Origin of the sequence: Colwellia psychrerythraea, assembly GCF_000764225.1 — a bacterium.
GTDB lineage: Bacteria > Pseudomonadota > Gammaproteobacteria > Enterobacterales > Alteromonadaceae > Colwellia > Colwellia psychrerythraea_D.
In genome coordinates, this window is record NZ_JQED01000056.1 from 36,507 (window position 1) to 50,632 (window position 14,126).

A 14,126-nucleotide genomic window follows, 5' to 3' on the forward strand; every position below is an offset into this window, starting at 1 on the left:
ACTCCTACGTTTACTGAAGATATCTTATATATCGATCATATGTTTTTTACAAATAATGGAATATCAGGTGTTGACTAGGTGGTGATGCAATATGTTGAAAGATAAGATACTCAGCTTTGTACATGAAGGGTGAACAATGTGAAGCATACTATGTGTTGTTTTTATACATCTTGTCGAATCCAGGTATTCGAGTCTCCCAAACGGGTTTATCATCTCCAACCACTTGTTTAAGGATTTCGATGAATAATTTGGTTTTTAAAGGAGGATTACGATGTGGGTATACAGCATAAAAAGTCCCGTAATCTGCTAAATTGATATGCGTCATGATTGGTAATAATTTACCTTCTAATACCTCATTCTCAATCATTTGGGCGGTTGTTACCGTGAACATTTCCCCAGCTAGAGCAGTATTAATCAGCATTTCAACTTCATTTACCTTATAAGTACTATTGAGCTGAATAAATGCTTCATTATCTTTTCCATCAAGGTATTTCACTTTGTCAATCAATAAACCTTGAGCCGAATAGACCACTGCAGGTAGGCTTTCTAATTTTGGTATTGTGTTCGGTTTTCCGTATTTTTCAATAAATGCAGGTGCGGCGACGATCAGCATTCTATTTTTGGCTATTTGCTTAGCAATGAGGTTAGACTCTTTTGGCTCTCCTATTCGAAAGCCTATATCAAAGCCTTCACCCACTAAATCGACCATTCGATCTTCTAAAAGCAGCTCTATGCGTATATCAGGGTACTTCGCCTGGAAGGCCAAAACAGCTTGCTGCACATATTGGCGACCAAACAAGGAAGAGCTGGAAATTTTTAGCTCTCCTCTGGGTTCACAGTGATAGTTTTCTGCTAAGCGTTTTGAGTTATTAAGTAAGTCTCTCAGTTGCTTTGCTTGATTCACCATTTCAGCGCCAGCGGCTGTTAATGATAATGAGCGTGTTGTGCGATTCAATAATTGCACGCCAAGCTCGTTTTCAAGTTTTCTGATCTGCTTAGAAATGGCAGATCTGTTGACATTTCTATGCTCTGAGACTTTTACAAAACTACCTAACTCTGAGACTTCAAGTAAAAGCAGTAGTCGACTAGCGAGATCCATAAATACTCCATTGGTTCCTGATTGGCATCAGTATAGTTCACTTTGCCTTGTTTTTAGCTACATATCTTAATCGTAATATAATTGCGTAAATACGAAGTGACGAATTAATTGTTGCAGCACTGACTACCTTAAGAGGAAGAGTAAAATGAAAAAATTAATGATAACCCAAGAAGCTGGCGTGGCTACTGTGTTAATTAAAAACCCTCCTGTAAATATTTTAACGATTGATTTAATAAACGAATTAAACGAATTTATCCTGTCATTAAAAGATGACCGTGACACTAAAGTTGTTGTATTTAAATCTTTTCATCAGGCATTTTTTATTGCCCACCTAGACCTTAATGTCATTAACGGTACGTCAGGTGGACAAGCCGCATCAATAGAGTTTAATCATTTGATTGCTAATATCAAAGCGATGAAACAGCTGTCTATTGCCATTGTTGATGGTGTGGCTCGTGGAGGCGGTAATGAGTTTGTTATGGCGTGTGACTTAGCATATGGCACTGAAAATTCAGCTTATGCTCAACCAGAATTATATATAAATATTCCAACGGGTGGCCAAGGCGCAGTGCAGTTTGCCCGCCGTTTAGGAAAAGGTAAAGCACTGCAAGCATTGCTTACAGGTGCGGATTTTACCGCGCAACAAGCTGAAGCGTTAAATATCATTACTCAGTTTGTTCCTAAAGACCAACTTGATGCCTTTTTAGCGCAATTATTAGCAATCATTGTTGGTTGGGAGATTCGTGATATTGTGATGTATAAAGAAATTATCGCGGCCTCGATAATAGATGAATCGGCTGGTACTGAGCTTGAGCTTAGATACTTTTTAGATCGTGCGAAGGAGGAGAAAACACAAACCATTATTGCTGCGTTTCTTAAACATGGTGGTCAAACCGAACGTGAGGCGAAAGATATGCAAGGTATTTTTGTTGATACCGCCTCAGAGCTTTCAAAATAAAGCTAACGCAGTATCAGCGGCAGACTCAAAAGGGCTTGCCGCTGATATTTAGTTTCGGACGTTTGAAGATCGAACGGTCTTATGCGTGATATATTTTTATAAAAAACGCTCGTCTACATGGATAGCTATTTTTCTCACAGTGGTTAATAAATCATTTACTCAGTGACAGTGAGTTTATCTTGCGTTTTTAGCTCGAAATCGCTGGCATCATGACGTTCATGTAACTGTTCGTCTAACTCTCCCCAAGTGCGGTTGACTTTTATTCCACGCTTCACTGCCGCGCGGTTACTAATCTCTTCAGTCCATCGCGCAAGGTTTTTATATTCTTGCGTCTGCAGAAATTCTGCTGCTTCATAAAGTTCACCCTGCATTAATGCGCCATACCAAGGCCAGATAGCGATGTCGGCAATTGTGTATTGCTCGCCACACATGAATTTATTATTCGCTAAATGCCGGTCTAGTACGTCAAGTTGACGTTTCACTTCCATGGTAAATCGTTCTATCGGGTATTCAAACTTTTCAGGTGCGTAAGCGTAGAAATGACCAAAGCCGCCACCTAAATAGGGACCACTGCCCACTTGCCAAAATAACCAAGATAAGCATTGCGATTTCAATAACGGCTCTTTAGGTATAAAAGCATCAAACTTATCTGCTAAATACAGCAATATCGCGCCAGATTCAAAAATAGGCAGTTTATTTGCACCACTTTTTTTATCAACCGTACTGGTAGAAGTATCAACCAAAGCGGGAATTTTAGAGTTGGGGTTTACGTCGACGAAACCAGAACCAAATTGATCTCCTTCCATAATTTCAATTAAATGGGCATCGTATTCGGCTTCTTTGATACCTAAGGCTAATAATTCCTCAAGTAGAATTGTCACTTTGACGCCGTTCGGGGTCGCTAAAGAGTATAGCTGAAGCGGGTGTTTTCCTACGGGTAATTCTGCTTGATGGGTCGCGCCAGCAATAGGGCGGTTGATGCTGGCGAACTGACCACCACTTTCTGTTTTCCATTGCCATACTTTTGGTGGTACGTAGGTAGATTCAGACATGTTCAGCTCCATAATGTTAATTAATTTTTCAAAATTGTTATTAATGAAAACAGTTTATCACTGACTAATAATAGTAATATTTAAGATACACATGGTTGAGTAGACATTACTTAAGTTTGTTTTATTTCACCAGAGTAAATGTATTAATTGTATTTTGATAGTAGAATAAAGTTATTGATTGCTCTGTTTTTACTTTTTTAGCGCATTATCACACATCTTTGTATATTAAAAACTGTCTGCTAATTGAAACTTTAAAGGGGATAAGATCAGTGGTATAAGTCGTGCTGACAAATGAGTAACTCTCTTTCGGGTGGGATGAGCGGGTTTAGTAAATACAACGTTATCTCAGAACAAAAGCGATGTTAAAGCTCATTAAAGTAAAATACAATACTGCCACCACTGAGAGCACTGCCTTTATGAATGTTTATACCGATGCCGATATTGTCAGCTAATTTAGTGAACTTACGGGTGTCGAGTAATAAACCTAACCCAAACTCATAAAAGTGATCAGTCCCTAAGCTATTAACCATGTCACCACCAATATCGGACCGCTGAATTTTTACATAAATAGATTCAGCATGAAATTTTGATTGATTAACGTTAAAGTGAAATTTAAAACCATTGTTTAATCGCCAACCGCTAGGTTTAGCACCTTGACTAGATTTAGCTCCGTTAAAGGTTGTGCCTGAAAATAGGTTTAAATCGTTGTTAAGCTCCCACTTTCCCCAAGATTTTTTTTGTCGATAACTTAGCTTTAAATTGGGCTCAATAATGAAAGCATTGGCCGATAGGTTCAAATAAACACCATCTAACTCAGGCCTGTATTGCGCTGATTCGTCACTGTTATAGCGATAAGTATTTTTATGGTGCATTAGATATGAACCAAGCCTTATTCTTAAGTTCCAATTTTCAGTTAACTTTCTATGCAGGCTATAGGCTAGGTAAGCTGAAAAAATCTCATCTTTATTTTCATCTTCTGTCGCAGAGTTAGATAACAAGTCACTGGTATTTTTTTGCCTAAGGTAAGAGAGAGATGCGGTTATTTCATCTAGATAAAAATAGCTAGGGGTTTCTGTTGATGTACCTTTTTTCTGAGCTTTATAGTCATTTAAACGCCAAGTATAAGGGATGCTGTAAACGGTTAATTCATTTCTCAGTTTAATTGACTCGCTATCGGAAAAACTGTTTTCATGAGGTTTTAATAACTTATCGGGATCAAAGTTACCAACCCCTAAGCTTATTGTTTCTGAATCGGTTAGTACGACAGTAGTGGAAAATACCTCTTCAAAATGCGTTGTATTATTAGCGCTTGCATGATGACTTAATAAAGATGAAATTAAGATAACCAGTGCTTTAAAATAAAATTTTTGTCTAATTAACATCTGATTAGCTGTTTCATACGGTGGGCCTGTAATGTAACTAGTATAAATAATAAAAATGAAATCCACCACGACAACAACCTTTTTTACCTTATGTTTTAGCAAAGGCTGGATATCGCATGTTATTGATATAGTTAAGTATCACAACTAAATAAGTTTATATTTGTTATCAATTTTCATCAATTATCATGTATAGTTTGTAGATAGTTTTTTCACATTATTTTCAAGTAAGATTAACGCTATGCAGCATATCCACAGTTATTACTCTCCGAACAATTTATATAATCAAATAATTGAAGGTCTCAATAAACTTGGTAAAGATTTATCGAAGATCACACCCGATGATCTTCAGCCAGTTGATGAATTTCATATTCGTGGTGATATCGCTACTAAAGAGCTGATTGAGTTGAGCAATTTTACTCCTGAAATGAATATTCTCGATGTGGGATGTGGTGTTGGTGGTTCAACCCGTCGTTTATCCCATGAAACAGGCTGTCATGTCACGGGCATTGATTTGAGTGATGAGTACATTGATACCGCACAAAGGCTGACGCAATTACTAAAGATGCAAGATCGCGTTAAGTTTAATATTGGCAGTGCGCTCGAATTACCCTACGCTGACAATACTTTTGATGGGGCTTGGTCAATTCAAATGAATATGAATGTTGAAGACAAACAAGGCTGGTTAAAGGAAATGTACCGTGTACTTAAGCCAGGTGCGCGAGCCGTGTTGTATGAGGTATGTGGCCATGAAGAAAAACCTATTTATTTTCCTGTGCCATGGGCTCAAGACAGTTCGATGAGCTTTCTGGCACCCAAAGAATTATTTCGTAATACTATCACAGGCGCTGGTTTTAAGGTTGAAGTGTGGAATGATAAGACTGTTCTTGCACAAAATGCCTTTGCACGTATGAGAGCACCAAAAGGTGAATCGATAATGCCAGAGCTAGGTTTACATTTATTAATCGGTAATGACATTAAGACTAAATCCTATAATATGCGTCGTAATCTTGATGATGCACGCATTAGTTTGATTGAGATTTTAGCGGTTAAACCTAGGTAAATGAAAACAATGCAGCCAAAGTTAGTATAGATTATGGTTTACAGTGAACCTGGAGTAGGTACTGCTTTCCCTGTTCTCGGGTTACGTTAGTACTAATTTATATCCTACGCTGTATACGGACTGAACTAATTCGTTGTCTGACTCAATCGCATTGAGCTTTTTACGCAATTTTTTAATGTGGCTGTCTATGGTGCGCTCACTGACTATACGGTTGTCTTGATACACTTGATCAATTAATTGTGATCTAGAATAAATACGACCAGGCGCTCTAGCCAATATATTGAGCAAATTGAATTCTATTGCAGTGAGCTCTACCGGCTGTTGGTTAATTGTTGCTTGGTAGTTTTCGCTATTTAATTCTAAGGTAGCCGTTGGCTCGGCAATACTCGTGTGATTGCTTGATCTTAGGGAAGGGTTCACCCGTTTGAGTATTGTTTTTACTCGCGCAACCACTTCTCTGGGAGAGAAAGGTTTGCAAATATAATCATCAGCGCCTAGTTCTAATCCCAATAACCGATCAATTTCGTCAACACGAGCGGTTACCATGATCATCGCTATATTGCTAAACTCTTGTATTTCGCGACAAATAGCTAATCCGTCTTTGCCGGGCAACATTAAGTCTAACAATATTAAGTCAAAATGATTGTTTTTAACGGTGGAAACCACCTCAGTTCCTTCATACATTGTAGTCGTTTGATAGCCTGCTTTAGTTAAATAATCTGCTAATAAAGAAGCAATTTTTTCTTCATCTTCAACAATTAATATATGTGACATGTATATTCAATCCTAATAATATCTTTGTTGCTTATGTTATGAGTGGAAAGGTACAGGTGACTTCAAGTCCGCCATATTTAGCATGGGATGCTGTAATCGTTCCTTGATGAGCAGACATTATTTTTTTACATAATGCTAAACCCAGTCCTGAGCCGCCTGTTTTTCTATTTCTAGAACTTTCAACACGATACAAATGATCAAACAATTTGGGGAGCGAGTTATCTGGCACACTAGGAGCACTATCACAAATCGTTAATATCGCATAAGAGGCTTCTTTTGATAGTGACAGATAAATTGTGCCCGGTGCTTGTGTGTACTTAAGGCTATTATTAATTAAATTGTCTATCAATTGATTAACTCGGGTTTCATCGGCCCATATAATTACATCACCTTTAGTGATTTGTTGATTGATTATGATGCTAGTGTCATTAGCGTGCTGGTGATGGCGTAGTAAATTATGTTCAATAATGTCAGCTAAATTTAGTTGATCTTTTTGATAACGCATCGCACCAATTTCGGCATTTGATAATGTAGATAAATCATTAACCAGTTTATGCAAATGGTTAACTTCATCATTTAGAGAAGATAAGCTCTTTAAATCTAAAGGTCTAATACCATCTTCAATTGCTTCAATTTCTCCTTTAATAATGGCAATGGGGGTTCGTAATTCGTGGGATATATTAGCTAACCAGGTATTTCTAGAACTTTCATTTTGTTCTAGAGTTTTAGCTAAATCATTAAAGTGTAGCGACAGTGATGCTAATTCATCCTTACCAACTACGTCTGTTTTAACGTTGAAGTCACCATTGTTTAGAGCTCGCATTGCATGCTCTAACCGTTTAATGGGCGTAACAAAGTGACGAGAGAGCGGTACAGCAATTATGACAATGATTAGGAAAAGCCCAAGAACAATATAAAGCAAGTTAGCTTTAATTTGGGCAAGAAAAGCTAAATCAAATTCATCAGTTAGTTGTGTTTTAGGCGGTAAGGCTAAATAGCCAATAAGCTCACCGTTCAAATTAATGGCTTGTAAACTAAAATCGGCTGTCAATCTTCCTAAGATCAACTTTTTTTCTGCATCGAGTAAACTTGGATGTAATGTGTTTTGGTTTTGGGCTGGTCTTGGTTGATGTTCTTCAGTTCTAGAACGCAGCGGACGCTTTTTTCGATAGGGAGGCCTATCATGATTGCGGATAAAGTCGCCATGGTTAGCTAAGTATTGCTCCGCATCCGTTGGAAGCGTAATACCATCATGTGAAAATTTTAAAAGCTGATGCCAAGTTTGGCTAGGTCTGAATTGCACGCTTTTAGCTGGAAAAGGAGGAGGAGACAAACGATTTGGTCTTTTATGAGGCGGACGTCTACTCTCATGAGTCGACTCCACTAAACTTGTCCATCGTTGTTCTTGTTGATAAAAAGTCGCTAAGTTGTTTGACAATAACTGTAAACTTGCGAGTTCCTTTTTATTGATATAGTCCAACATACCACGATCGAAACTCCACTGTACTGCAATGTATATAAGACTCAGCAATAATAAGCTAATAAACAATAGTGTCAGTATTAATTTAGTAAATATCTTCATGGCTCAAATTAGCAGTCAAGGCTAGTTATCATAGGTAATGAATAGAGTATTGTTATACGCTGTATTCAGTGTAAATCCTACAGAATAAAGGATTTAGCTATATATTCCATATAATCCCCTATTTTTATTCATTTTTATACTCATTATGCCATTGTTTTAAGAGCGTCAAATACTCTAGATCATCATTCTTTAATTGCTTGGCAAGCACTCTTTCCATTAAGTAGTTAAGTCGCATTATTTTATGTAAACTCATTTTGCTCATCCTTAAATTTGCCCCTTAAGTTTTTTTAAAGTTGATAGTGTCGCGTTGTTTAACAAAAGTATTGCTGTTATTCATCAGTTAATGTTTCTAAGAAAGCTATTAAATTCTCAATTTCATTGTCTGTTAAATTAAGTTCACCAATGCGTCCTCCTTGATCGATGTTTTGGTTCACTTCAGGCACATCGGTAAAGCTGGTGTCACGGGTATTATAAAAATTAATCACTTCGCTAAGTGAGGAGAATACACCGTTATGCATGTAAGGTGCCCTGTTAGCGATATTACGTAAGGTTGATACTCTAAATTGACCATTGTTACGATCATTTCCAGACTGTGCACCTAAGCCTAAATCAATGAATAGCGGGTCCTCAATAAATGCGGGCAACAGAGGATTGCTTGGTACACCAATATTTTTATAACTGAAATCTGAAAATATTTCAGGGGTATTAGTTTCGGCAATCGCTGTTGCAGCATTCGTGCTATGACAACGTCGACAATCACCTTTGTTATTGAAAATGTCTTGTCCTTGACGCTCTGCACTGGTAAAGGTTGCGATACCCGCTTGGACTCGATCAAATTTTGAAGTAAATGGTGAGAAAACTGGGCTTCTTTCAAAAGCGGCAATCGCATCAGCAACATAGTTATATGCTCGCTCTGTGTCGAGAAAAATGCCTTCACCAAAGAGTAACTCAAACTCTGTAGCATAGGAACTTTGTGCTATTTTACTAATCACTTCGTTAACACTTGCATTGCCCATTTCTATCGGGTTAAGAAAGGGACCTTTTGCTTGCTCTTCTAAGGACGCTGCTCTGCCATCTAAGAATAATCCGCCTATTAACCCTTGTGGTCCACCAGCTATTCTATTTTGCGGTTCTGGGATATGAGCACTATAGCTTGCGGTGGGATAATTACGCGTACCAAAACTTCTCCCATCGGCACCTACTGAGGTTGGATTAGCAGTATTAGGATCATCAAATCCAGAGTTTAAATCGTGGCAATTTGCGCAAGATTGTCCGATAGGGGTTGATAAGTTAGTGTCATGATAGAGTTGGTTTCCTAGACTGACTAACATGGCGGTATCAACAATACTGCCATCAAGCAATGTCGTTGTTAGGCTTGGCGATAATACTTCAATCGATATTGTCGCAATGTTTGAGTTGTCATCACCGTCATTGGCTATGAAAGTGAAATTGTCACTGCCTATGAAGTTATTGTGAGTAGTGTATATGATAATGTTTTCATTTTGGCTGATAGCACCATTTTCAGGCTCATTCCCAATAGAGAAAGTCAGCGGTGAATTTTCATTGTCTGTTGCCACTAAAGTAATAGTAATTGTCTCATTACTTTGCAGTACGACTACATCATCAAAAGCGATTGGCGCTTGGTTATTGTTATTGTCTGTGGCTTGCGCGCTTTGAGTTGATACCGGCATTGTATCTTCGACGCCTTCACTTGATGAGTTATCTGAATTACATCCTGACAAAGTCAGTAGTGGTAGGGTGAACATTACTACGGAAAGTAACACTAGTTTTACTTTTTTTTGGGGCTTAAGCATTAATGTGTTAATAGGCATGGCTAACATCGCTAGTAAATAGGGTTAGCTTTAGGTTAACTATGAAAAGTGTAAATACTATGGAACAAATAAGAAAGAAATGTGCAAATGAAAGGGGAACTCACATGGGATGATACTAACGACAATTGAGCTAGCCGTATTATGAATTAATTTTTCGATTCATTGAGACTAGCATATCAAAGTGGCACTGAGTAATGAGCACCATAAGTTAACCATTACTCAGCATAACGCTTGCTCAATTTATAATTTAAACTTGGTCAATTGGGTGTTTAATTCATAGGCAAGTGATAACAAATTTTCGCTAATTTCTTTACCGCGAATAGCATCATCACTTGATTTTTCAGCAACATTACTGATATTGACAACGTTGACATTAATTTCATCAGCCGCTAAATTTTGCTGTGTTGCTGCATCTGAAATCTGACAATTTAGATCGTCTAATTCCTGAATTTCAGCACTTATATTTGTCAATAAGTCGGCCACATTAGAAACATCTTCAGCTTTTTCACTGGCTTCCTGACTAACCACATTCATTGAGTCAACAGCCCCTTTTGCGCCAACTTGTAATCGACTCATTGTCTCGTGAATTTGTTCAATTGATTCACGTGTACGGGTTGCTAATGAACGGACCTCATCGGCGACTACGGCAAAACCTCTGCCTTGTTCTCCCGCTCTTGCTGCTTCAATCGCTGCATTTAACGCTAATAAGTTAGTTTGTTCAGCAATTGCTGTAATGACTTCTAATACACTGCCTACTTCATTAGTTTTATTACTCAGGTCGGTGATCATGGCAGTGTTTTCAACCACTTTGTCTCTGAGATCATTAATGCCAACCCTCGCTTGCTCAACGAGTACTAAACCTTGTGAAGTTCTTTCATTTGCGGAAACCGATTTATCCGCAGCACTTTGCGTATTATGCTGTACTTCATTAGCTGAACTGTCTAATTCGTTAATTGCCGCAGCGACAGAGTCGGTACCATTTTTTTGTTCTAAAACAGCTTCGAGTGTTAAAGAAGATATTTTATCCACTTCTTTTGCTGATTCAGTCAGTTGCTCACTGGCGTGAGCAATAGACATGAAGCTAGTTCTAAATTTACTCATCATGTCATTGAGAGCAATGCTAACAGAGCCTAATTCATCTGGATAATTAACTTTTATTTCTTTATTTAAATCGAGTTCTTCGGCCGCCGTTTTAATCGAATTACTTAGTCGTTTTAAGCGGAAGAAAATTATTTTTCGTAAAGTAAGGCTTAATAAAGTAAAACAAATGAGAGTAATGATGAGCTGTAATACCGCTGCTTGGGTAATAGAGTTGGCAATATCTTTATCTACTGTAGATAAGTCATAGGTGAGTTTTACGGCGCCTAATATTTCATTTTCGCTGACTTGATGGCAAGTTAAGCAATTGGTGCCGCGATAATCTGAACTCGCTTTAACAGGTATGATAAAACTCATCATACGCTTACCATCAAGTTCAAATTTCTTAAAAGCTCTTTTGCCCTCTAACCCTTCTTTTTCAAATGCACTTTTTGCACTCTGATCAGCAAAGCCTTTACCGAATATCTTATTAACGGCTTCAGTACGCAGAATTCTTGCTTCTACGATATCATCTTGGCTAAGAATTTTGTTTTGAATAAGTTGTCGGTTAGCGATAGTACCTGTCAACATCATGGTATTGACGGAGTCAAAATAATTAAGGGCCAGGCTTTCTAAATTTCGCTCAACAAAGTGCTCTGCTAACTCCTTTTCATCATGATGAAAAAAGAAAATTGTTGTACTTAAAAATATGGCGCCAATCAAGGTTAATGCTAAATGAATTTTTTTAGCCAGTGACAGGTTTTTTAACATATTGACAGTTCCTATTATTATTATAAATAATTCCATGTAGTGAACACTGCTCATCCTGAGCAAGTTCTCATCTTTCTCGATTGTATATAGCTTAAACTATAAATATAACCATTAGTTACAGATTCCTTGATCTAGTCTGTCTAATTTGATGAGTTTATTTTTATCCCTGATTGTAATCTTTTAGCGCGACTGATTAATGACAACATATTTAGCTCACTAATTAATACTCATATCATCTAAAGCTTCTTTTTGAACATAATGAATAACAAAGAATGGTTTTCATATAGTTGAGTTATTTTAACTATTCGTGAAATCCTATGGAAAAATTTTATTAACAAGTTAAAGTAGGGCAGATACGACGATATTAGTTGCCATTTATCTATTGTATTAACTAGAAATGGCATTTTTAATCAACACCTTAGTTAAACTGGTAAAAAATAGGAAGAACATGAAATCATTTAATGGCACAGGTAATTATATTGCTTCTAAAGCATTGCAACTCGCTGTGAATGCAGCAATTACACTAGAACGACCTTTGCTGATTAAAGGTGAGCCTGGCACAGGGAAAACAATGTTAGCCGAAGAGCTCGCCTTGAGTTTAGCCACGGAGTTGATTCCGTGGCATATCAAATCAACGACAAAAGCCCAGCAAGGTTTATACGAGTACGATGCGGTATCCCGACTTAGAGATAGTCAGCTCGGCGATGACAAGGTGCATGATATTAGTAATTACATAGTAAAAGGCAAGCTCTGGCATGCCTTTACCGCTGATCAAAGACCTGTTTTATTAATTGATGAAATTGATAAAGCCGATATTGAATTTCCCAATGATCTATTATTAGAACTCGATAAAATGGAATTCTTTGTTTATGAGACCCAAGAGAAAGTAGTAGCTAAGCAAAGACCTATCATTATTATTACCTCAAATAACGAAAAAGAATTACCTGATGCTTTTTTACGTCGCTGTTTTTTCCATTACATTAACTTTCCTGAAGCGGAAGAGATGAAAGCGATTGTTGATGTGCATTTCCCTAACATCAAACAAAAACTGTTGGATGAAGCATTAGGATTATTCTTTGACTTACGCGAGATACCAGGACTTAAAAAGAAACCATCTACCTCTGAGTTAATTGATTGGTTGAAGTTATTGTTAGCTGAAGATATTGATATTGAGGTTTTACAAGAAACACGTACTAAAAAAGTCATTCCACCTTTACATGGCGCTTTATTAAAAAACGAACAAGATGTTCATTTGTTTGAAAAGCTCGCTTTTATGCACCGCTCTATCCGATAGATAAATCACTAAAGGTCATAAGCATATGTTAATTGATTTTTTCTGCAAATTACGAGACTACAAAGTGCCTTGTACTATCCGTGAATTATTAGACTTAATTCGGGTATTAGAACAGCATGTTGTTTTTGCTGATATTGATGATTTTTATGTCGTCAGTCGCGCGGTATTGGTCAAAGACGAAAGTTACTTTGATAAATTTGACCGCGCTTTTGCTGACTACTTTACTGGTGTATCAACCATTGAACTTGATTTATCGGCAATACCTGAAGATTGGTTAAAGAAACATTTTGAAAAAATGCTTTCTGCTGAAGAAAAAGAAAAAATAGCCGCATTGGGTGGTTTAGATAAGCTGATGGAAACCCTTGCTGAGCGTTTAAAGGAACAAGAAAAGCGTCATGAAGGGGGTAATAAGTGGATTGGCACGGGGGGAACATCACCGTTTGGTGCTAACGGTTATAACCCTGAGGGTGTCAGAATAGGTCAAGAAAATTCGCGTCATCGCCAAGCCGTGAAGGTATGGGACAAGCGTCAATATCGAAATCTCGATGATAATGTTGAGATTGGCACGCGAAATATTAAAGTGGCGCTAAGAAAGCTTAGAAAATTTGCACGCACAGGTGCCAGTGATGTATTGGCACTTGATGATACGATATCGGCTACTGCACGTAATGCGGGTTATCTCGATATTAAGATGAAACCTGAGCGTCATAATGCTATTAAATTATTGATGTTTTTTGATGTTGGTGGCTCAATGGATGATCACATAAAGGTATGTGAACAGATTTTTTCAGCAGTGCATACAGAATTTAAACATTTAGAATTCTTTTATTTCCATAATTGTGTTTATGAGCATGTATGGCGAGACAATAACCGTCGAACGAGCGAACCAGTAGACATTCATAAAGTCATTCACACCTATGGTAGTGATTACAAAGTGATATTTATTGGGGATGCGACAATGGGACCTTATGAAATCACTTATCCAGGTGGTAGCGTTGAACATTGGAATGACGAGCCGGGTAGTGTGTGGATGACAAGGTTAGTAACTCACTTCGATAAAAGTATTTGGTTAAACCCCCAGGAAGAAAAACATTGGTCGTATTATAGCTCAATTGATATTATGAAAAATATTGTTGCCAATAAAATGTATCCATTAACGGTTGATGGATTAACGCAAGGTATTAAAGCACTGTTATAATGTGTCAGGCTTTAGTGTTTACCATGTTAGAAATCAGCAAAGAGTAC

At 37.6% G+C, this 14,126-nt stretch carries 11 protein-coding genes; 4 read left to right on the forward strand and 7 right to left on the reverse strand.

Features of this window, described 5'->3' with window-relative positions:
• Positions 1–148: 148 nt before the first annotated feature.
• Positions 149–1,099, reverse strand: coding sequence for a LysR family transcriptional regulator (locus ND2E_RS01200; RefSeq protein ID WP_033095840.1), 951 nt, complete (start codon positions 1,097–1,099; stop codon positions 149–151).
• Positions 1,100–1,244: 145 nt separating this feature from the next.
• Between ND2E_RS01200 and ND2E_RS01195 the strand changes: the two genes are divergently transcribed.
• Positions 1,245–2,057 (forward strand): enoyl-CoA hydratase/isomerase family protein, encoded by an 813-nt coding sequence (locus tag ND2E_RS01195; protein ID WP_033095841.1) that lies wholly within the window; start codon positions 1,245–1,247, stop codon positions 2,055–2,057.
• A gap of 155 nt (positions 2,058–2,212) precedes the next feature.
• Here ND2E_RS01195 and yghU read toward each other — a convergent pair whose 3' ends face one another.
• Both yghU and ND2E_RS01185 read right to left on the reverse strand, forming a co-directional pair.
• Entirely contained in the window at positions 2,213–3,109 is an 897-nt protein-coding gene (yghU, locus tag ND2E_RS01190; protein WP_033095842.1) for a glutathione-dependent disulfide-bond oxidoreductase, read from the reverse strand.
• Positions 3,110–3,471: 362 nt separating this feature from the next.
• Positions 3,472–4,560, reverse strand: coding sequence for a Solitary outer membrane autotransporter beta-barrel domain (locus ND2E_RS01185; protein ID WP_033095843.1), 1,089 nt, complete (start codon positions 4,558–4,560; stop codon positions 3,472–3,474).
• A 169-nt stretch (positions 4,561–4,729) separates the two neighbouring features.
• Between ND2E_RS01185 and ND2E_RS01180 the strand changes: the two genes are divergently transcribed.
• On the forward strand, positions 4,730–5,551 hold the full coding sequence (locus ND2E_RS01180; protein ID WP_033095844.1) for a class I SAM-dependent methyltransferase: 822 nt from the start codon (positions 4,730–4,732) through the stop codon (positions 5,549–5,551).
• A gap of 81 nt (positions 5,552–5,632) precedes the next feature.
• Here the strand turns inward: ND2E_RS01180 and ND2E_RS01175 are convergent, their stop codons facing one another.
• From ND2E_RS01175 to ND2E_RS01165, 4 genes are all read right to left on the reverse strand, one after another.
• Positions 5,633–6,325, reverse strand: coding sequence for a response regulator (locus ND2E_RS01175; RefSeq protein ID WP_033095845.1), 693 nt, complete (start codon positions 6,323–6,325; stop codon positions 5,633–5,635).
• Positions 6,326–6,356: 31 nt separating this feature from the next.
• Positions 6,357–7,808: an ATP-binding protein gene (locus tag ND2E_RS01170; protein ID WP_052057033.1), complete on the reverse strand. Its 1,452-nt coding sequence runs from the start codon at positions 7,806–7,808 to the stop codon at positions 6,357–6,359.
• A 428-nt stretch (positions 7,809–8,236) separates the two neighbouring features.
• Positions 8,237–9,691, reverse strand: coding sequence for a cytochrome c peroxidase (locus tag ND2E_RS0122065; RefSeq protein ID WP_190277875.1), 1,455 nt, complete (start codon positions 9,689–9,691; stop codon positions 8,237–8,239).
• Positions 9,692–9,979: 288 nt separating this feature from the next.
• Complete coding sequence (locus ND2E_RS01165) at positions 9,980–11,587, reverse strand: methyl-accepting chemotaxis protein (protein ID WP_033095847.1); 1,608 nt, start codon at positions 11,585–11,587, stop codon at positions 9,980–9,982.
• A 448-nt stretch (positions 11,588–12,035) separates the two neighbouring features.
• Here ND2E_RS01165 and ND2E_RS01160 point away from each other — a divergent pair, with 448 nt between their 5' ends.
• Positions 12,036–12,881 carry an AAA family ATPase gene (locus tag ND2E_RS01160; RefSeq protein ID WP_033095848.1) on the forward strand — a complete coding sequence of 282 codons (846 nt, stop codon included), beginning with the start codon at positions 12,036–12,038 and terminating at the stop codon, positions 12,879–12,881.
• A 25-nt stretch (positions 12,882–12,906) separates the two neighbouring features.
• Complete coding sequence (locus ND2E_RS01155) at positions 12,907–14,079, forward strand: vWA domain-containing protein (protein ID WP_033095849.1); 1,173 nt, start codon at positions 12,907–12,909, stop codon at positions 14,077–14,079.
• The last annotated feature ends 47 nt before the right edge of the window (positions 14,080–14,126 follow it).

What these genes read in the sequence shown, in the direction of transcription:
- ND2E_RS01200 (WP_033095840.1), bottom strand. Translation starts at nt 1,099, where the DNA reads ATGGATCTCGCTAGTCGACTACTGCTTTTACTTGAAGTCTCAGAGTTA.
- ND2E_RS01195 (WP_033095841.1), top strand. Translation starts at nt 1,245, where the DNA reads ATGAAAAAATTAATGATAACCCAAGAAGCTGGCGTGGCTACTGTGTTA.
- yghU (WP_033095842.1), bottom strand. Translation starts at nt 3,109, where the DNA reads ATGTCTGAATCTACCTACGTACCACCAAAAGTATGGCAATGGAAAACA.
- ND2E_RS01180 (WP_033095844.1), top strand. Translation starts at nt 4,730, where the DNA reads ATGCAGCATATCCACAGTTATTACTCTCCGAACAATTTATATAATCAA.
- ND2E_RS01175 (WP_033095845.1), bottom strand. Translation starts at nt 6,325, where the DNA reads ATGTCACATATATTAATTGTTGAAGATGAAGAAAAAATTGCTTCTTTA.
- ND2E_RS01170 (WP_052057033.1), bottom strand. Translation starts at nt 7,808, where the DNA reads ATGTTGGACTATATCAATAAAAAGGAACTCGCAAGTTTACAGTTATTG.
- ND2E_RS01165 (WP_033095847.1), bottom strand. Translation starts at nt 11,587, where the DNA reads ATGTTAAAAAACCTGTCACTGGCTAAAAAAATTCATTTAGCATTAACC.
- ND2E_RS01160 (WP_033095848.1), top strand. Translation starts at nt 12,036, where the DNA reads ATGAAATCATTTAATGGCACAGGTAATTATATTGCTTCTAAAGCATTG.
- ND2E_RS01155 (WP_033095849.1), top strand. Translation starts at nt 12,907, where the DNA reads ATGTTAATTGATTTTTTCTGCAAATTACGAGACTACAAAGTGCCTTGT.